The sequence below is a fragment of the Rahnella aquatilis CIP 78.65 = ATCC 33071 genome (assembly GCF_000241955.1).
Lineage (GTDB): Bacteria > Pseudomonadota > Gammaproteobacteria > Enterobacterales > Enterobacteriaceae > Rahnella > Rahnella aquatilis.
The window spans coordinates 3,037,708-3,057,864 of the sequence record NC_016818.1; the positions used below are offsets into that span (position 1 = coordinate 3,037,708).

15 protein-coding genes, 2 tRNA genes and 1 other RNA gene are annotated in these 20,157 nt (G+C 49.7%); 8 read left to right on the plus strand and 10 right to left on the minus strand.

Annotated elements, in window-relative coordinates:
- Window positions 1-160 precede the first annotated feature (160 nt).
- The 4 genes from RAHAQ2_RS13625 to RAHAQ2_RS13640 all read left to right on the plus strand — a co-directional run bounded on the left by RAHAQ2_RS13625 (window position 161) and on the right by RAHAQ2_RS13640 (window position 2,832).
- A tRNA-Val gene (locus tag RAHAQ2_RS13625) sits at window positions 161-237 on the plus strand.
- A 29-nt stretch (window positions 238-266) separates the two neighbouring features.
- Window positions 267-343: transfer RNA gene (locus RAHAQ2_RS13630), tRNA-Val, on the plus strand.
- A 546-nt stretch (window positions 344-889) separates the two neighbouring features.
- Window positions 890-2,302 (plus strand): pyruvate kinase PykF, encoded by a 1,413-nt coding sequence (gene pykF / locus RAHAQ2_RS13635; RefSeq protein ID WP_015697801.1) that lies wholly within the window; start codon window positions 890-892, stop codon window positions 2,300-2,302.
- A gap of 293 nt (window positions 2,303-2,595) precedes the next feature.
- Window positions 2,596-2,832 (plus strand): major outer membrane lipoprotein, encoded by a 237-nt coding sequence (locus tag RAHAQ2_RS13640; RefSeq protein WP_013576093.1) that lies wholly within the window; start codon window positions 2,596-2,598, stop codon window positions 2,830-2,832.
- 208 nt (window positions 2,833-3,040) lie between these two features.
- Here the strand turns inward: RAHAQ2_RS13640 and RAHAQ2_RS13645 are convergent, their stop codons facing one another.
- From RAHAQ2_RS13645 to sufA, 7 genes are all read right to left on the minus strand, one after another.
- Complete coding sequence (locus RAHAQ2_RS13645; RefSeq protein ID WP_015697802.1) at window positions 3,041-4,054, minus strand: L,D-transpeptidase family protein; 1,014 nt, start codon at window positions 4,052-4,054, stop codon at window positions 3,041-3,043.
- Window positions 4,055-4,315: 261 nt separating this feature from the next.
- Window positions 4,316-4,729 (minus strand): cysteine desulfuration protein SufE, encoded by a 414-nt coding sequence (sufE, locus tag RAHAQ2_RS13650; protein ID WP_015697803.1) that lies wholly within the window; start codon window positions 4,727-4,729, stop codon window positions 4,316-4,318.
- A 28-nt stretch (window positions 4,730-4,757) separates the two neighbouring features.
- Entirely contained in the window at window positions 4,758-5,978 is a 1,221-nt protein-coding gene (gene sufS, locus RAHAQ2_RS13655; RefSeq protein WP_015697804.1) for a cysteine desulfurase SufS, read from the minus strand.
- Window positions 5,978-7,279, minus strand: coding sequence for a Fe-S cluster assembly protein SufD (sufD, locus tag RAHAQ2_RS13660; RefSeq protein ID WP_015697805.1), 1,302 nt, complete (start codon window positions 7,277-7,279; stop codon window positions 5,978-5,980). Before sufD ends, sufS begins: the two co-directional genes overlap by 1 nt.
- Entirely contained in the window at window positions 7,254-8,000 is a 747-nt protein-coding gene (sufC, locus tag RAHAQ2_RS13665) for a Fe-S cluster assembly ATPase SufC (RefSeq protein WP_013576099.1), read from the minus strand. The genes sufD and sufC overlap by 26 nt, the downstream gene beginning before the upstream one ends.
- Before the next feature lie 123 nt (window positions 8,001-8,123).
- A complete protein-coding gene (gene sufB, locus RAHAQ2_RS13670) occupies window positions 8,124-9,647 on the minus strand; it encodes a Fe-S cluster assembly protein SufB (RefSeq protein ID WP_015697806.1) in 1,524 nt (507 codons plus the stop codon).
- A 46-nt stretch (window positions 9,648-9,693) separates the two neighbouring features.
- A complete protein-coding gene (gene sufA / locus RAHAQ2_RS13675) occupies window positions 9,694-10,065 on the minus strand; it encodes a Fe-S cluster assembly scaffold SufA (RefSeq protein ID WP_013576101.1) in 372 nt (123 codons plus the stop codon).
- A 457-nt stretch (window positions 10,066-10,522) separates the two neighbouring features.
- On the opposite strand from sufA, the gene RAHAQ2_RS13680 reads away from it, so the two are divergent.
- Window positions 10,523-10,927 carry a hypothetical protein gene (locus tag RAHAQ2_RS13680; protein WP_015697807.1) on the plus strand — a complete coding sequence of 135 codons (405 nt, stop codon included), beginning with the start codon at window positions 10,523-10,525 and terminating at the stop codon, window positions 10,925-10,927.
- Between the two features lie 114 nt (window positions 10,928-11,041).
- On the opposite strand, the gene RAHAQ2_RS13685 is transcribed toward RAHAQ2_RS13680, so the two are convergent.
- Complete coding sequence (locus RAHAQ2_RS13685) at window positions 11,042-11,461, minus strand: hotdog fold thioesterase (protein ID WP_015697808.1); 420 nt, start codon at window positions 11,459-11,461, stop codon at window positions 11,042-11,044.
- A gap of 19 nt (window positions 11,462-11,480) precedes the next feature.
- Entirely contained in the window at window positions 11,481-14,537 is a 3,057-nt protein-coding gene (gene ydiJ, locus RAHAQ2_RS13690) for a D-2-hydroxyglutarate dehydrogenase YdiJ (RefSeq protein WP_015697809.1), read from the minus strand.
- Between the two features lie 327 nt (window positions 14,538-14,864).
- Here ydiJ and ydiK point away from each other — a divergent pair, with 327 nt between their 5' ends.
- Together ydiK and rprA are read left to right on the plus strand one after the other, a co-directional pair.
- On the plus strand, window positions 14,865-15,962 hold the full coding sequence (gene ydiK / locus RAHAQ2_RS13695) for an AI-2E family transporter YdiK (protein WP_015697811.1): 1,098 nt from the start codon (window positions 14,865-14,867) through the stop codon (window positions 15,960-15,962).
- A gap of 187 nt (window positions 15,963-16,149) precedes the next feature.
- An RNA gene (rprA, locus tag RAHAQ2_RS24995) (antisense sRNA RprA) lies at window positions 16,150-16,260 on the plus strand.
- A 134-nt stretch (window positions 16,261-16,394) separates the two neighbouring features.
- Here rprA and ppsA read toward each other — a convergent pair.
- Window positions 16,395-18,770: a phosphoenolpyruvate synthase gene (ppsA, locus tag RAHAQ2_RS13700; protein WP_015697812.1), complete on the minus strand. Its 2,376-nt coding sequence runs from the start codon at window positions 18,768-18,770 to the stop codon at window positions 16,395-16,397.
- A 508-nt stretch (window positions 18,771-19,278) separates the two neighbouring features.
- Between ppsA and ppsR the strand changes: the two genes are divergently transcribed.
- Window positions 19,279-20,100, plus strand: a complete 822-nt coding sequence (ppsR, locus tag RAHAQ2_RS13705) for a posphoenolpyruvate synthetase regulatory kinase/phosphorylase PpsR (RefSeq protein ID WP_015697813.1) — start codon at window positions 19,279-19,281, stop codon at window positions 20,098-20,100.
- Window positions 20,101-20,157 lie beyond the last annotated feature (57 nt).

The window sequence follows — 20,157 nt, forward strand, 5'->3', positions numbered from 1 at the left end:
TTGCGCTGGCCGTTTGTCTAAAAAAACAACGCAATGCACATAAGCTCGGCAGTCGCACACAATATGACAGGAAAATGTCTTTTTTCCCTTGCCAGTACTCAGAGAGGCCGTTAATATTCGTCCCCGTCGCCAACACTGGCTGATGAAAAAGAAAAACGATGCGTCCGTAGCTCAGTTGGTTAGAGCACCACCTTGACATGGTGGGGGTCGGTGGTTCGAGTCCACTCGGACGCACCAACTTTCTTAGCAGTACCGTTGCATATTGTGCGTCCGTAGCTCAGTTGGTTAGAGCACCACCTTGACATGGTGGGGGTCGGTGGTTCGAGTCCACTCGGACGCACCAAAGCAACTTCCTCAATGCCCTCTTTTGCTCCTCCCTGAATGACCTGAATACCTCCCTGACAGCATCTTGTTATCCTTAATAAATTTACGTTAAGTCATCCGTTTGTATTTTTTAAAGATTATTTCCTGAATGTATCATTTTTGACAGGGGTATGAACAAACCGTTATAGCTTCCGCTTTCCACCCTGCCCGCATTGGATAATTTCAAAACAACGTTCCAAAATCTGCCCTAAGCTTGCGCCGCATCACGTTTTTTATTTGGTTTCCCAACCTGTTCCCCTCTATAATACGCATCGTCTCTTCGATTGAATGGTTTCAGCCCCTTGATCTGTCGATATCGCATTTACAAAAGCGTGATCACTCCAGTAGCGATGATAAATCGCACAAATCGCTATGCTTTGGCTGAACTTACTACACCATTCCTTTCACAGTCTTCTACGCTTAGTAATGATTTGATTCAACCAGGCAACACCTCAATTCCGCGCGGGCAGCACGGCTGTCAGGCAAACGCTTTTCCAATCCATCACAACTTGTAGATAAAATCGTCATGAAAAAGACCAAAATTGTTTGTACCATCGGCCCGAAAACCGAATCCGAAGAAATGCTGACCAAACTGCTTGATGCAGGCATGAACGTTATGCGTCTGAACTTCTCTCACGGTGATTATGAAGAGCATGGTCAGCGCATTCAAAATATCCGCAACGTGATGGCGAAGACCGGTCACAAAGCGGCAATTCTGCTGGACACCAAGGGTCCTGAAATCCGTACCATGAAACTGGAAGGCGGCAAAGACGCTTCACTGGTTGCGGGTCAGACTTATACCTTCACCACCGATCAAAGCGTTATCGGTAACACCGAACGCGTAGCAGTGACTTATCAGGGCTTTGCTGCTGATCTGAAAATCGGTAACACCATTCTGGTCGATGACGGCCTGATTGGTATGGAAGTGACCAACGTCACCGAAACCGAAGTGACCTGTAAAGTCCTGAACAACGGCGACCTGGGCGAAAACAAAGGCGTTAACCTGCCAGGCGTTTCTATCGCACTGCCAGCACTGGCTGAAAAAGACAAACGTGACCTGATCTTCGGTTGTGAGCAAGGCGTTGACTTTGTCGCGGCTTCTTTCATCCGTAAACGTTCTGACGTTCTGGAAATCCGTGAACACCTGAAAGCACACGGTGGCGAACACATCCAGATCATCTCTAAAATTGAAAACCAGGAAGGCCTGAACAACTTCGATGAAATCCTCGAAGCTTCAGACGGCATCATGGTTGCCCGCGGTGACCTGGGTGTTGAAATCCCGGTTGAAGAAGTTATCTTCGCGCAGAAGATGATGATTGAGAAATGTAACCGTGCACGCAAAGTGGTTATCACCGCAACGCAAATGCTCGATTCCATGATCAAAAACCCACGCCCTACCCGTGCAGAAGCTGGCGACGTGGCTAACGCCATCATCGACGGCACCGATGCAGTCATGCTGTCGGGTGAAAGTGCGAAAGGTAAATACCCGCTGGAAGCCGTCACTATCATGGCAACCATCTGTGACCGTACTGACCGCGTAATGCAAAGCCGCATTGACGGTCAGAACGAAAACCGCAAACTGCGCATCACAGAAGCTGTATGCCGTGGCGCTGTTGAAACTGCAGAGAAACTGGACGCGCCACTGATTGTCGTTGCCACCAGCGGCGGTAAATCAGCAAAAGCCGTGCGTAAATACTTCCCACATGCGACTATCCTTGCCCTGACCACTAACGAAATCACCGCACGTCAGTTGATCCTGACCAAAGGCGTTGTGACTCAACTGGTAAAAGAGATTGCTTCTACTGACGACTTCTACCGTATCGGTAAAGAAGCGGCTATTGAAAGCGGTCTGGCACAAAAAGGTGATATCGTAGTGATGGTTTCTGGCGCACTGGTTCAGAGCGGCACAACCAATACTTCATCGGTGCATGTTGTTTAATTAAAAACGTGACCACGAGCATTAATGAACGCTGCGAAATGTGGCGTTTATTTATTCAAAAAGTATCTTCTTTCATAAAAAGTGCTAAATGCAGTAGCCGCAAAATTGGGATAAGTCCCATGGAATACGGCTGTTTTCGCTGCAATTTTTAACTTTTTCGTAAAAAAAGATGCTTCTTTGAGCGAACGATCAAAATATAGCGCTTACCGACAAAAAATTATTCTCATTAGAAAATAGTTTGTGTAATACTTGTAACGCTACATGGAGATTAACTTAATCTAGAGGGTTTTATAATGAATCGCACTAAACTGGTACTGGGCGCTGTAATCCTGGCTTCAACTATGCTGGCTGGTTGTTCAAGCAATGCTAAAATCGACCAACTGTCTTCAGACGTTTCTACTCTGAACTCTAAAGTTGACCAACTGAGCAACGACGTGAACGCAATCCGTTCTGACGTTCAAGCAGCTAAAGACGATGCAGCTCGCGCTAACCAACGTCTGGATAACCAAGCTCACGCTTACAAGAAGTAATATTTACTTCTCTAGTTCAATGGCGCACTCAGTGCGCCATTTTTTTGCCTGCATTTTATGCCTCTTTCTCCCACGCCTCCATCGCTTTGAATCATCACTAAAACCCCCTTTTAAAACGCCCTCTATCGCTCACCTGAATGTCAGACAGTAAAAAGGGGCCATGATGGCCCCTGAAGTTTACATCTCTTCTGCTATGCTTCTGCGACGTTTACTGCGTACTGGCGGTATTGACTGCCGGCTCGTCCGAGGTCGCTGTTTGCGGCTGATTGATAACAGGGGACATATCTCCCGCTTTATCGCCAACGCTGACCACAACAGGCATCCCCGAACGGCGTGTAATGGCTTCTTTTACCATCTCAGCATTAGTGTCATCGTGCTTAATGAATTTCTTCATTGCCGCGGTCAGCGGGATCGGTTTGGTTTGCGGATCATCTTTCTCCGTGCGGGACAACGGCTGATGCACCTCGATATAGCGTTTACCATCTGGTTCGATATCAAACTTGATGGGCTGATTCACGATTTGCACGCGGGTCCCTTTAGGCACCGAGTTAAACAGCGCTTCGATATCGTCAGGACGCAGGCGGATACAACCGGAACTCACGCGCATACCAATGCCGAAGTTCGCATTGGTGCCGTGGATCAGATACTGCCCTGTTCCTGCTGACAGACGCATCGCAAACAAACCCATCGGGTTATCCGGCCCGGCTGGCACCATGCCCGGCAATGTGATGCCCTCTTTCAGATAGGCTTTACGGATATTGGCGGTTGGCGTCCAGGTAGGATTGGGGATCTTCTGGCTGACCGATGTCACCATCTCCGGTGTGTTACGCCCTAACTGGCCGATACCAATCGGATAGACGATGACTTTGTCCTCGCCTTTCGGATAGTAGTAAAGACGCAATTCAGCCAGATTGACGACGATACCTTCACGTTTGGTATCCGGTAATAGCATCTGAGAGGGGATAGTCAGCACAGTTCCGGCTTTTGGCAAATAAGGGTCAGTTCCCGGATTCGCTTCCAGCATCGCAATCAGGCCAATTTGATATCTGGCAGCCACGTCTTCCAGCGGCTTACCGTCGTTGGGGACAACATACGTCGTATTTTCGCCGATCAGGCGGCTATTATCCGGTGGCAATGGATATTCTGCTGCAATTGCGGTCAGGGAATGCGTTGCCATTAGTGTGCCAACTAACATTGCCAGAAGGGGGAATGCGCGTCTCATACTCAGTCCTTTTTCGGCCTGCGCTCAGCGAATCTGAGGCAAGACAATTATGTTGTCCGGTAATATTAACAGCGCAGAATCTCATGGCAATCAAACCACTGAAAATCAGAAAGTTACCTTGCGGAAGTCGGAATAAAACACAGAAGGATAGAGAGTTGAAAAATCAGGAGTAAAAGGAAATATGCGGGGAGAAAGAAAAGATCTGCCTGGCTCATTAGCAGACAATTCCTAATGAGCAAGGCAGTGCGGCAGCAGGCTGTATTAAGACAGTTCTGCGGCTTTAGCGCGAATAGAGCGAATCATCGCTTCCAGCCCTTGCGAGCGTGAAGGCGTCAGATGTTGGCTCAGTTCAAGTTCAGTGAAAAACGGACGCACATCCAGTTCCACCACATCACGAGGCGTTAAGCCCTGATACAGGCTGAAGACAATCGCGACCAGACCTTTAACGATGGCGGCATCACTGTCACCTTCGAAGGTCAGTGCACCACTTTCATCGGTGCGCATCACAATCCACACCTGACTCTGGCAGCCGGAAATCAGGTTTTTATCCTGACGGTGCTCTTCCGGTAAAACCGGTAACTGGCCACCCAGCTCAATCACGTACAGATATTTTTCTTCCCAATTCGGGCATCGGGAAAAATTTCTGACTAACTTGTTTTTATCTGGCAAAGCCATAACGACATCCTGATCTGGGCTGTCAGGATTAACCCAACAACCGGTGAATACGTTGCAGTCCCGCGACCAAACGGTCGACTTCTTCACGGGTATTGTACATCGCAAGCGACGCGCGGCACATAGCGGGAACACCATAGAAGGACATCAGTGGCATCGCACAATGATGTCCGGTGCGGATTGCAATACCGTATTGATCAAGGAAACTCCCGACGTCGTACGCATGGTGTTTACCAAGATTGAACGCAATAACCCCTGCACGGGTAGCCGGGCCGTAGATCTGAATATCCGGCACCTGCGCCATGGCATTGAGCGCATAGCTCATCAGTTCCTGTTCATAAGCATGGATATTTTCCAGCCCCAGGTCAGTCACATATTCCATTGCCGCACCCAGCCCCATAATGCCGCCGGTATTGGGTGTGCCCGCTTCAAAGCGCCACGGCGCCGCCGTGAATGTGGTGCCTTCCGTCAGGCTGACATGCTTTATCATCGAGCCGCCACCTTCCCACGGAGGCATCTGATCCAGCAACGCTTTACGGCCATACAGGATACCGATACCGGTCGGGCCGTAGAGTTTATGCCCCGACCAGACGTAGAAATCACAGCCCAGCGCCTGCATGTCAACCGCCTGATGCATAACCGCCTGTGCGCCATCAACCAGAACGGTCAGCCCGGCAGCTTTCGCCTGCAGGATGATCTTTTCGATCGGGTTAACCGTGCCCAGTACATTGGAAATATGGGCCAGCGTCAGCAATTTTGTGCGCGGTGTGATAAGCCCTTCCAGCTGTGATAAATCTAGCTCACCTTCAGGCGTCAGGTGCCACACATCGATATGAAGATCACGTTCTTTCGCCAGCATCTGCCATGGCACGATGTTCGCGTGGTGTTCCATTTCAGTCAGAATGATGTGGTCGCCAGGATGTAAAAATTCACGCCCCCAGGTATTGGCGACCAGGTTAATGGCTTCCGTGGAACCTTTGACGAAGACAATTTCTTCCGCCGATGCGGCATTCATGAAATGGGCGGCCTGAGTGCGGACGTTTTCCATCTGCTCAGTCGCTTCCGCGCTCATGGTATGAATACCACGGTGAACCGCAGCATAACCTTGCTCGAAGAAAGCCATTTCACGTTGAATGACCTGATGCGGTTTCTGTGCGCTGGCCGCACTGTCAAGGTAGGCCAGCGGCTGGCCGTTAACTTCACGGCTCAGCACAGGGAAATCGCTACGTACTTTTTCCAGTGGAAAACTCATTACTTACCTCGATTTAGTCTGCCTGCAATACGGGCAATGACGACTTCACGCAGGGTTTCATTCTCAATGGCTTCCGTCAGCTCAGCGGCAAAAGCAAAGATGATCATTTGCTGAGCATCCTGCCCGCTGATCCCACGGGTACGCAGATAGAAAAGCTGTTCGTCGTCGATACGACCCACCGTCGCACCGTGGCTGCACTTCACGTCATCGGCATAAATTTCCAGCTGAGGTTTGGTATCAACCTCAGTGTGTTTGCCCAGCAACAAGTTGTTGTTGGTCATTTTGCCATCCGTTTTCAGTGCATGCTGAGCCACTTTAATCATGCCGTTGAAAATCGCTTTAGCGCGATCGTTCACGATGACTTTGTGCAACTGGTTGCTGTTGCAATAGCCTTTGTTGTGTTCCAGATACGTGCGGGTATCGGCAATCTCAGCGTCAACCGGCAGAACCAGACTGTTGATATCCAGATTGCTGTTTTCGCCGTTCAGCTGCGCACTGGTGTTGTGACGGGTCAGACCCGCGCCCAGCAGGAAACTGTGGCTGGAAACACGCGCGTCGCGCCCGATGACCAGATCATTATGCGAGAAGTGGAAACTGGCCTGGCTTTCAAAGGCCAGTTTATAATGCGTGAAATCTGCATTATCGCCCACATTTACCGTCATACGTGCACCGGTGAAATGGCCCTGATCGTTCAGACTCAGGTAATGTTCGATCACTTCAGCATTCGCGCCGTTCTCAATCGCCAGGTGATAACGATGATGCACTGTATTCATTTCGCGTGACTGCTCACGACCACTGCTCAGATGTAGCAGATACAGCGGTTTCTCAGCCTGCTTGCCCGCAGGCAAACGCACGAAGAAAGAATCCTGCGCCAGACTTTCCGTCAGATGTAAAAACACCTCTGACTGAATCGGATCCGGTAACGTTTGTTGCGCGGCCGCGTTCAGTTTTTCAATTTCAAACGCACCGGTATCACTGTCGCTGAGGCTCGCATCAAAACGGCCATCCACGAAAACCAGGCGGTAGCAATCCAGTGGCAGCGCCAGGGATTTGATTTTCTCAACGGTCAGCGCCTGCTGCTGAGGAGCAAAGAACTGATTACCCAGCAGTGAGGAAACCGGCGTGTACTTCCAGTCTTCCAGTTTGGCGTGCGGAAAACCGAGGCGTAACACCTGTTGCCAGTGGGCATGCGCGTGGGGGGATTGCTCACCACCACGGCTTTCAAAAAGACGGTAAAGTTGCTGCATAGCGTGCGAACTGCCCGCCGCAGGGACATTACTCTTCGTCGGTAAGCCAGCCATAACCTTGCTCCTCTAACTGTTTAACCAAGGTGAAATCGCCGGATTTAACAATGCGGCCCTGATACAGAACATGCACGTAGTCAGGCTTGATGTAGTCGAGGATACGCTGGTAATGGGTGACAATAACGAATGAACGTTTGCCGTCACGCAGTGTGTTAACGCCATCAGAAACAATCTTCAGCGCATCAATGTCCAGACCGGAGTCAGTTTCATCAAGGATGCACAGGTTTGGCTCAAGCGCCGCCATTTGCAGAATATCGTTACGCTTTTTCTCGCCACCGGAGAAACCCACATTCACTGAACGGGTCAGCAAATCGGCAGGCATCTTCAGCATCGCAATTTTTTCTTCGATGAAATCTGCGAAGTCAAAACGATCCATCGGTTCCTGGCCGCGATATTTACGCACCGCGTTCACTGCAGTTTGCAGGAAGAAATGGTTGGTCACGCCCGGGATTTCGACCGGATACTGGAAAGCCATAAATACGCCTTCACCCGCACGGTCTTCCGGGGCGAGTTCCAGCAAATCTTTACCGTTGAAGATGACGGAACCGTCAGTCACTTCGTAATCTTCACGGCCAGCCAGTGTCGCGGAGAGCGTACTTTTACCTGAGCCGTTCGGGCCCATAATGGCGTGTACTTCACCCGGTTTGATCTCCAGATCAAGCCCTTTCAGAATTTCCTTTTCTTCGACACGGACCTTCAAATTCTTAATGCTTAACATACGTATCCTTGAGTTTGCGCCTGCGCGCTCATAATTCTGTTTATGCTGTGACTTTGATGAACTCAAACCTGCGCGTCGCACACATCACACCATGCCGCGACGGCAGGAAAAACGTACGGCGAATTAACCGACGCTGTGTTCAAGACTGATCGCCAGCAGTTTCTGTGCTTCGACAGCAAACTCCAGCGGCAGCTCGGAAAAGACATCTTTACAGAAACCATTCACTATCATGGAAATAGCGTCATCTTCGCTGATACCACGTTGCAGACAGTAAAACAGCTGGTCATCGCCGATTTTTGACGTCGTGGCTTCATGTTCCAGCTGAGCCGTGTTATTGCGCACTTCAACATACGGGAACGTATGCGCGGCACTGTCGGCACCAATCAGCATGGAGTCACACTGCGTAAAGTTACGGGCGTTTTCTGCACTTGGCAGGATCTTCACCAGACCGCGGTAGCTGTTCTGGCTGTGGCCGGCGGAAATACCTTTGGAAATAATGGTCGACTTGGTGTTTTTACCAATATGGATCATTTTGGTACCGGTATCGGCCTGCTGTTTACCACTGGTCAGCGCAACCGAGAAGAATTCACCGATTGAGTTATCCCCTTTGAGAATAACGCTCGGATATTTCCAGGTGATGGCTGAGCCGGTTTCAGACTGCGTCCAGGACATCTTCGAGCCAGCGCCTTCGCACAATGCACGTTTAGTCACGAAGTTCAGAATACCGCCGCTGCTGTCTTTACTACCGGAGAACCAGTTCTGCACCGTGGAATATTTCACTTCCGCGTCTTTGTGCAGGATGACTTCAACCACCGCAGCGTGGAGCTGATAGGTGTCACGCACCGGGGCGGAGCAGCCTTCGATATAACTGACATAACTGCCTTCGTCAGCAATCAGGATCGTACGTTCGAACTGACCGGTTTTCGCTGCATTGATACGGAAGTAGGTCGACAGTTCCATCGGACAACGCACGCCTTTTGGCACATAAACGAAAGTACCATCCGAAGCCACCGCCGCATTCAGTGCCGCAAAGAAGTTATCCTGCGCGGGCACCACGGTACCGAGATATTTACGCACCAGATCAGGGTATTCATGAATAGCTTCACCGAATGAGCAAAAAATGACGCCTGATTCAGCCAGCTTATCGCGATACGTTGTGGAGACAGACACGGAGTCAAAAATCGCATCAACGGCGACTTCTTTGCCTTCACGAACCGGAACACCCAGTTGCTCAAAGGCTTTTTCTACTTCACTGGTGAGGTAGTTTTTACCGTCAAGCGCAGGAATACTGTGAGAATCTTCCGGAGGTTGCTGCGTGGCGCCAGGCTGAGAACCGCACGTATCATCGCAGCTGCCACAGGATGGCGCGGAATAATAGCTGTAATCCTGGTAATCAAGAGGCGTGTAATACGCTTTGAGCCAGTGCGGTTCTTCCATTTTCAACCAGGCATGATAAGCCTGCAGACGGAACTCCAGCATCCACTCAGGCTCGTTGCGCTTTGCGGAAATCGCACGCACCACATCTTCGTTGATGCCTGATGCTAATTCATCGGTTGCCAGCTGGGTAAAGAACCCTTCCTTGTAATTCGTCCCCTCGCCGACCCAAGACTGCACATCATCTGGAATTTCTACGTTGCTTCGTGACATGTTGGTTACATCGCTTTGTTTACAATAATCTTAGAAACAGAAAGTCTTAAACACCGAAACTTTCGCCACACCCGCAGGCATGCTGAGCTTTAGGATTATTGAATTTAAATATCTGATTCAGTCCTTCACGGACAAAATCCACCTCGGTTCCGTCGATGAAAGGCATGGCCTTCAGCGGAACAAACAGCAAAGCGCCGTCATGTTCAAACACCAGGTCATCGCTGGCCGGTTGTTTGGTTAAATCCAGAACGTAGCCAAAGCCAGCACAACCCGATTGTTTCACGGAGAGCTGGAGACCTTTAACTTCAGGGTCCTGAGCCACCAGAGTATTAATCTGTTTCGCTGCAGAATCAGTCAGGCTAACGCCTTGCCATACGTTGTCGTCTAAAGAGAAAGAGCCGACAGTTTCAGTTTGCATCTGTCTTACCTCATAATTTTACGGTCATAGACAAGACCTATTGTCTCTATTCTAGTGATAACATTAATCACTTCAACCTCTTGTTTTAAGAGGGTATAGCAATGGCACACGGGGAAAGACACTCAATGTGCATTGTCTTTACATCCGGCCGCTGGCGGGTCTTGAACACCGCAACCATCAACTGATTGAATAAGTTGTCAATTTTTTGTTAAAAATTGAAATAAACCTCATAAAAAGTAAGGTTTAATAGCTTTCATTGTATCTATTATAAAACATTCATCGGAAATGCCTATTTATGAATTAGCCATATTCGGCGAATTAAAGCTCTTTTTGCTTACGGGCTTAAGCGCAACATAATGAAAAAAACCGCATGAAAACGTTGATCCGGCGATTTTTTGCCAATATGATGCTTATTATTTGATAATGATTATCATTCAGATAACCCGGAATACTGAGAATGACTCAATCGGTAAATGCGTGGTTGCAAAGCAAGATCGACGAATATAAATCGAGTGTCCGCGATGCCACCGTGGATTTTTATATGGCGGATGCCGCCTTACGTCGCCCTGATGCCCATCTTTGCCAGCTCAAACGCTTCAACAGCATTTGTCTGGATATGGCCAATCTGTGCCTGCAAAACGGGGATGATCACAGTTATCTTCATGCGTTATGCAAATTGCATAACCGCCTGATCCTGGAAATCAACAGCGTGGTTCGGTGTGAACTCTTCCGTGTTCAGAGTTACCATTTTGCGCGGCACACGTTAAAACTCATTTGTCAGTATTATGCCATGATGGGCATCTGGGAAAAAGCAACGGCCTTTCAAACTGACTTCGCCAAACGCGTTCCTTTCCAGCTTTAATTTATTTTCAACGGGTTACTTTCCTTTATTAGGGCAAAAAAAAGCGGACACATTTATCATGTATCCGCTTCTCCGATATCTGACTGTATGATCAGGGCTGATTAATAGCCTGTATCAATGTTCGATCACCATGGTCGTCAGTCGCGACACACAGCAAAGATTGCCTTTCTGATCAAAAATCTCAATCTGCCACACCTGACTGCGGCGACCGGTACGTAAGGCACGGCAGACGCCACGCACGTACCCTTCCCGCGCAGACTGCATATGGCTGGCATTAATTTCCACGCCCACTACGGTTTGTTTTCCTTCACAGCATAAATAGCCCGCCATTGACCCTATGGTTTCCGCCAGAACAACGGATGCGCCGCCGTGCAGCAAACCAAAAGGCTGCGTCGTGCGCACATCTACCGGCATGGTCGCTTCGAGGAAATCCTCACCCAGTTTCGTAAACTCAATCCCCACATGCCCCACCATACATCCCTGGCTGCGCTGATTCATGGCTTCAAGCGTGGTGCTCCGTTTCCAGAATGACATAATGCTTCCTTATTAATTGTTAGGGGATGATTTCCAGCAGTGCCTGCAGCGGATGGCGAACGCCGTTGCCTTCGATTCGTTTTACCTGACTGCGGCAGGAATAACCGGTTGCCAGACAGCGCTGGCGTGGCAACCGTTGCAAAGAGGTATGCCAGGAAAGCTCATAAATCCCCAGTGAGTTTTCGAGATTTTTGGTTTCATGACCGTACGTGCCTGCCATTCCGCAGCAACCGACACTGATATTTTCCAGCTTAGCACCGTAGCGCGCAAAGATGTCGCTCCACTGTTTGCTGCTGTTCGGCAAGGCAGTACTTTCCGTACAATGTCCGAACAGATACCAGGACTCGCCACTTTGCTGTTGTGCCGGACGCTCAGCCAGCCAGGCGTCCAGCCATTCATGCACAAGCTGAACCTGGAACGAACCGCGCGTGTCACCGAGAATTTCCTGATATTCATCGCGGTAACACAATACCAGCGCAGGATCGACACCCACCATCGGCATTCCCAGCTGTGATACACGGTTAAGGAACAGCGACGTTTTCCTGGCTGTTTTGGCAAATCGGGTCAGGAAACCTTTTATGTGCTGCGCTTTGCCATTAGGTGAGAAAGGCAACAGAACCGGTTTAAGACCCAGTTTTTCAATCAGACGGATAAAATCAGCAACGACCTGTGCATCATAAAAACTGGTAAACGGATCTTGTACTACCAGCACGTACTCACCACGCCGTGCAGGCGGAATGGCTTCCAGTTGTTCAAGGGTCATTGTACTGGCGCGATGCCCTGATAACTGCTCGCGAAGCGTCGGAGAAGACAGCAAAGGCAAATCTACCATGCCGATACTTTTCCGGCTCATCTCACGCAACCAGGGCTGCCTGAGGAAAAAGTTGAACACTTTTGGGGCCTTGGCCATCAGGGGAGCGTAGCTTTCCACGCTCGCAACAAAATGATCGCGTGCCGGGCGCAGATAGCGCGTGTGATAAAGCTGCAGGAAACGCGAGCGGAAGCCCGGTACATCAATTTTTATCGGGCACTGCGTCGAGCAGGCTTTACAGGCCAGACAGCCGGACATTGCCTCTTTCACTTCATGTGAGAAATCATATTCGCCTTTATTGGCATGCCAGGTGTTGCGCGTACGCTCGATCAGGCTGCGGAAACTCATGCCTTTTTCCGGCAGCGCATGCTCAAGCGCCAGCGGATCGACACCTTGTTCCGACAATAAACGCAACCACTCACGTACCAGGCCCGCGCGACCTTTTGGTGAGTGGATACGGCTGCCGGTGATTTTCATCGACGGACACATCGGGCTTTTCACATCAAAGTTAAAGCACAGACCGTTACCGTTACATTCCATCGCACCGCGGAATGACTGACGGACTGCCAGCGGAATACGGCGATCCAGGGTTCCGCGTTTTGGCGCATCGACTTTCATCATCGGTTCGTCGCACTCAAGCGGCGCACAGATTTTGCCGGGATTCAGACGGTTATCCGGATCGAATACAGTTTTGATCCGGCGTAATTCATGGAACAGCGCTTCACCAAAAAATGCCGGACTGTATTCTGCACGGAAACCTTTGCCATGTTCTCCCCATAGCAACCCCCCGTATTTAGCAGTCAGGGCGACGACTTCATCGGAGATTTGTTTGAGTAATATCTCCTGCTGCGGGTCACACATGTCCAGTGCCGGACGCACATGCAATACACCCGCATCTACGTGCCCGAACATGCCATAACTGAGATGATGACTGTCGAGCAGCGCACGGAATTCGACAATATAATCCGCCAGATGCTGAGGAGGCACGCAGGTGTCTTCTGCAAACGGCAGCGGTTTAGCTTGCCCTTTTGCATTACCCAGCAGGCCAACAGCTTTCTTGCGCATCGTATAAATGCGCTCAATACCAGGCAGATCAGCGCAAATCTGATAGCCAATAACACCGCCCTCTTGATCACTTATCAGGCTATCAAGGCGTTCACACAACGCACTGACCTGAGTTTCAATCAGGTCGGCATCATCTCCGGCGAACTCAACAATGTTCAGCCCCTGCATGTCTTTGCCTTCAACATCCGTGATGTAATCACGAACGCTGTGCCAGACAATGTCTTCACGCGCCAGATTCAGCACTTTGGAATCCACGGTTTCAACCGACAGCGCCCTGGCTTCCACCATAAAAGGAGCGTTGCGTAACGCTGAGTTAAAGGAATCGTATTTGATATTGACCAGACGACGCACTTTGGGGATTGGCGTGATATTCAGACGTGCTTCGGTGATAAAGGCCAGCGAGCCTTCTGAACCGGTCAGGATGCGTGTCAGGTTGAAGGTTTGCAGATCGTCACTCAACACATGCCGCAGATCGTAACCTGTGAGGAAGCGGTTAAGTTTCGGGAATTTTTCAAGCACCAGCGCGCGGTTATCACGACAACTGTCCAGTACGGTGCGGTAAATCCGCCCGATGACCGAATCTTCTTCACCCAGCTTTTCCGCCAGCGCCGTCGGTATAGCAGTGGTATCCAGCATATCGCCACCGAGCACAATCGCACGAACACCGAGAACGTGGTCAGACGTTTTGCCGTAAACCAGCGAGCCCTGACCAGATGCATCGGTATTAATCATGCCCCCCAGCGTCGCACGGTTACTGGTTGATAACTCAGGCGAGAAGAAAAAGCCGAACGGACGCAGATAATCATTAAGCTGATCTTTGATAACCCCGGCCTCAACTTTAACCCAGCCTTGTTCCAGGTTGATATCCAGAATGCGGTTCATATGACGGGACATATCAACCACAATGCCACGGTTCAGTGACTGACCATTAGTCCCGGTACCGCCTCCGCGCGGCGTGAAAACAAGCGTTTTAAAACGTTCCTGCCCGGCCAGACGGGCAATCAATGCAACATCTGACGTTGCTATCGGGAATAAGACCGCGTCCGGCAGCAACTGATAGACACTGTTGTCCGTCGCCATCGTCAGCCTGTCGGCATAACTTGTTGTGACATCACCCGTAAAACCGTTACTTTTTAACGCGTCCAAAAAATCGAGCACCAGCTGGATGACACCCGGTGCCTGAGAAATCTGTGGGATCATTGAATTATGACTCTGTCTTTGTTGTATGCCTGGCGGGCCCGAGGCGACCTGCCGGATCTGCCGGGCAGATCCACCCTGTTCTTTATCTGGAATAAAAACTAACATACTTCGTTTTTAAGCGCTCCGTCTGGTTCATCTTTGTTGCAGATGTTTCATGACATGCCGCAAAAAGCACGTACGGCAGCAACGCCTTGCAACTAATTGTGTGGCGGGCTATCCAAAAGCAGCCGTATGTTCCATGCTTATTTTTAGCATGCTTTTTATGAAGATAGTGTTTGGAGGCACAGGGTTCGTGCCTGACTTCGTTTATCACATTGAGAAACATGAATGAATCTCCCAATTAAACGTTATGACTTGCCCCAGATTATGTTCGGGGTACTGTTTATCGCCCTGATGACGATCGCCAGTATCTGGATTGTTCAGCCTTTTATTTTGGGCTTCGCCTGGGCTGGCATGGTGGTTATCGCCACCTGGCCGCTGATGATAAAACTACAAAGGATCCTGTGGGGACGCCGTTTTCTCGCAGTCATTATCATGACACTCCTGCTGATCCTTTTATTCGTTTTGCCTATTGCCTTACTGGTCAGCAGTGCCATTGAAAATGGAGCGCCTTTGGTCGCTATTGCGAGCAATCCGTCTATATTGCACATGCCTGATTTCCACTGGTTAAATTCTATTCCTCTGGTTGGACATAAACTTTACATTGGCTGGCATGCGCTGATTAACGGTGGCGGTAACGCACTGATGGGCAAACTGCAGCCTTATGTCGGGCAAACTGCGTCGTGGTTCGTCGTCCAGGCCGGGCATCTTGGACGCTTCATTGTGCACTGTTCGCTGATGCTGTTATTCAGCGCCCTTCTCTATAGCCGTGGCGAACAGGTTGCGATGGGGATCCGTCATTTCGCCGTTCGTCTTGCCGCTGAACGCGGTGATGCTGCGGTTATTTTAGCCGGACAAGCAATTCGCGCCGTGGCGCTGGGTGTGGTTGTCACCGCAATTGTGCAGTCCGTTCTTGGCGGCATCGGGCTGGCAATCGCTGGTATTCCTTATGCCACTGTGCTGACTGTCGTGATGTTCGTGTGCTGCGTTGCGCAAATCGGGCCGTTGCTGGTGCTGATCCCTGCCATCATCTGGCTGTACTGGTCCGGCGACAATACCTGGGGCACCGTCTTGCTGGTATGGAGTTGTGTGGTCGGCTCTCTGGATAACGTGCTGCGCCCGGTTCTGATCCGCATGGGGGCAGATTTACCGATGCTGCTTATCTTGTCCGGTGTTATTGGTGGCTTATTTGCTTTTGGCATGATTGGCCTGTTTATCGGACCGGTCGTGCTGGCCGTCTCATACCGTCTGATTTCGCTTTGGGTTCATGAGGCTCCTGAGCCTGATATGAAACCTGAAGAAGCACTGAAAGCGCTGGATGAATAATTTCATTGCGCTTTAACTGACCACAGGCGTTGCCCTGGTAATTCAACCGGGCAGCGCCTTTTTCTTTATTCCCGCTTTTTTCCTGAATTACTCACACTCAACACTTCTTCTCATCAATTAGCATGAGAATAATACCTATTAGGAGAATTCTTACAGACTAAATACCTTGAGAAACTTAGTATTATTAACAGTTCGGATTTCAACCCACTGATTTATATACAAGCTTCCCCCTAAGCTGGTATATCCCAAATTGCTGTGTGTAGTCTTTGCCTGTCTTCTATGACGGGCTTTTTTTTTATTTCTTTACCTCATCCTTCTCTTTATCATGCAACCCGATACCCATTATTTTTTATTGCCGTAACTTATATCCGCGTAAAAAAAAGGCCGCCACATGAAAGTGACAGCCTTTAATGTCGGGCATTAGGAGTTTATTTACTTTTCAGCTAACGCCAGCCAGGTTTGTACAACGGTATCCGGATTCAGTGACAAACTGTCGATTCCCTCTTCCATCAGCCATTGTGCGAAGTCCTGATGATCTGAAGGTCCTTGCCCGCAAATACCGACATATTTCCCCTGTTTCTTAGCGGCTTTGATGGCCATCGATAAAAGCGCTTTAACGGCTTCGTTTCGTTCATCAAAGAGTTCAGAAACCACGCCGGAATCACGATCCAGCCCCAGCGCGAGCTGAGTCATATCATTAGAACCTATAGAAAAACCGTCAAAATGCTCAAGGAACTGATCTGCCAGTAAGGCATTTGACGGGATTTCACACATCATGATCACTTTCAGGCCATTTTCGCCCCGTTTCAGCCCCTGATTCGCCAGCTCTTTCACGACAGCTTCAGCCTGTGCCACGGTACGTACAAACGGGATCATCACTTCAACGTTGGTCAGCCCCATATCATTACGCACGCGTTTCATGGCCTCACATTCCAGCGCAAAACAATCACGGAAGCTGTCGGAGACATAACGACCCGCGCCACGGAAGCCGAGCATCGGGTTTTCTTCGTGAGGCTCGTATTTTTCGCCGCCGACCAGATTGGCGTATTCATTCGACTTAAAGTCGGACAGACGCACAATCACCCGTTTCGGCCAGAATGCTGCGCCAAGCGTTGCGATCCCTTCCGTCAGGCGTGCCACATAATATTCACGCGGGCTGTCATAGCCCTGAATCATCTTATTGATGGTTTCCTGCAATTCCGCCGGCTGCTGATCAAACTCCAGCAAGGCTTTTGGATGCACACCAATCATGCGGTTAATGATGAATTCTAAACGCGCCAGCCCGACACCTTCATTCGGCAGACAGGCGAAGTCGAACGCGCGATCGGGGTTGCCGATATTCATCATGATCTTCAGCGGTAATGTTGGCAGTTCATCAATTTCAGAACTCTGGACGGTGAAGTCCAGCTCATCCTGATAGACATAACCGGTATCGCCTTCAGAACAGGAAACCGTCACTTTCTGGTTTTCTGTGAGTTTTTCAGTGGCATCACCACAACCGACTACCGCAGGAATACCCAGTTCACGCGCAATAATAGCGGCGTGACAGGTACGGCCCCCGCGGTTGGTGACAATTGCCGATGCCTTTTTCATGATGGGCTCCCAGTCAGGATCCGTCATGTCGGTCACCAGAATATCACCCGCCTTAACGTGGTGCATTTCACTGATATCATGAATGATTTTCACCGGCCCGGCCCCGATGCGATGGCCGATAGCGCGGCCTTCAACCAGCACTTTGCTGCTGCCATTCAGCTGATAGCGTTCCATCACCTGACCGTTGGAACGAACCGTCTCCGGACGCGCCTGCACGATATAAAGGTTGCCGTTATGGCCATCTTTCGCCCATTCGATATCCATCGGGCGGCCATAGTGTTTTTCAATCAGTAATGCCTGACGGGCCAGTGACTGCACTTCGTCATCCGTCAGGGAGAAACGGGTGCTCAGTTCAGCAGGCACATCTTCAATCTGTACCTGTTTGCCATGTTCCTGGCTCGGCGCATATACCATGCGAATTTTCTTCGAGCCCATCGTGCGACGGACAATAGAAGGCTTATTCTTTTCCAGGGTCGGTTTATGTACATAAAATTCATCAGGGTTAACCGCGCCCTGAACGACCATTTCACCCAGACCATAAGCCGAGGTGATAAAGACCACCTGATCAAAACCAGACTCGGTATCAATGGTGAACATTACGCCTGCAGAAGCGAGATCAGAACGCACCATGCGCTGTACACCCGCAGAAAGCGCCACACCACGATGGTCGTAGCCCTGATGCACACGATAAGAAATGGCACGGTCATTAAATAAGGAAGCATAAACATGTTTCACGGCGGTCAGTACGGCGTCAAACCCCTGAACATTCAGGAAGGTTTCCTGTTGTCCGGCAAATGACGCATCCGGCATGTCTTCGGCTGTTGCAGAAGAACGCACAGCGAATGACGCATCAGGCTCACCGTCAGCAAGTTGCTGATAGGCCTCGCGGATGGATTTCTCAAGTTCAGGCTGGAATGGCGTCTCAATGATCCACTGGCGGATTTGCATGCCCGCCTGGGTTAATTGCCCGATATCGTCAACATCCGTTTTATCCAGCAACTCATGGATACGGTGGTTTACACCGCTCTGATCGAGAAAATCATTGAATGCCTGAGAAGTCGTTGCAAAACCATTTGGAACTGAAACACCCAGATCAGACAAATTGGTGATCATTTCCCCGAGGGATGCGTTCTTGCCCCCGACTTTATCAACGTCCTTCATACCCAGTTGGTTGTACCAGATAACATTGCGTAAATCGGGATCGAGATGAGCCATGAAACAATCCTTTCTTATTTATTTACAGTAAAAGTCAGTAGGCGTGCAAACCGGTTGTCGAGTCATTGTCAGCGACGCTTTTTCTGTCATTTAACAACGCTGTCATTTTGAGATTAGCATAATGCTCCATAAGAGATGGACAGGTGAATCGATCCAGCAAATCAAACTATTTTTGTTTAGGACAATTCCAGCGCAGCAAAAGGACGCGCGTGATGGAAAACAAGATTATTCCTTATGAATCAGTAAGAAGTTCTCGTTAGTTTCGCCACGGAATCAATGTTAACAGGGCTGCTGAAGTTAGGCTGAAGCAAATCAAAAAGCTGCGAGACATCGTGGAAAATTTAAAATAGCATTTCATTTATTACAGTCATTTTGCGCACTGTCTCGCAGTCATGAACAGAACATCGACAGGCGGGTGAAATCCGCTTTTTATTTCCTGAAATTCTGGTTATTACTAAATAAGCGATAAATTGAAGATAAATGAAGTGTGACAACTCAGGAGCAGTTTGTGGACAGATGCGTATTTTACATTTCAGACGGTACCGCGATTACAGCAGAGGTTTTGGGCCACGCCGTACTTTCACAATTTCCGGTAAACGCCACAACCTACTCTCTCCCCTTTGTCGAAAGTGAAGAACGTGCCAAAGCCGTCTGCCGGCAAATTAATGAAATTTTTGAGAAAACCGGTGCCCGGCCGCTGGTGTTTTATTCCATCATTTCACCCAATATCCGCGACATCATTAAAGGCAGTGAAGGTTTCTGTCAGGACATTGTCCAGTCACTGGTCGCCCCCTTACAGAATGAACTGGGCGTCGATCCCACTCCCATTGCCAACCGGACGCATGGCCTGACCGCCAGCAATATCACTAAATACGATGCACGCATTGCCGCGATTGATTACACCCTGGCCCATGACGACGGCATTTCCCTGCGCAACCTCGATCAGGCTCAAGTGATTTTACTGGGTGTCTCACGCTGCGGTAAAACACCGACCAGCCTTTATCTGGCATTACAGTTTGGTATCCGCGCAGCTAACTATCCATTTACCGCCGACGACATGGACAATATCCAGTTACCTGCCGCGTTAAAGCCATATATGCATAAGCTGTTTGGCCTGACGATTGACCCGGAGCGCCTGACGGCAATTCGCCAGGAACGGGTTGAAAACAGCCGCTATGCATCTTTGCGCCAGTGTCGGATGGAAGTCTCTGAAGTAGAAGCCTTATTTCGTAAAAACCAGATCCGCTACCTCAACAGTACCAATTATTCCGTCGAGGAAATTTCGGCAAAGATCATGGACAGCTTCGGCATGAGCCGCCGTATGTTCTGAATCCTTTTTACTGATGTGGATGGCATATCCTGCTGACAGTGGTTGAATTCATCGGTT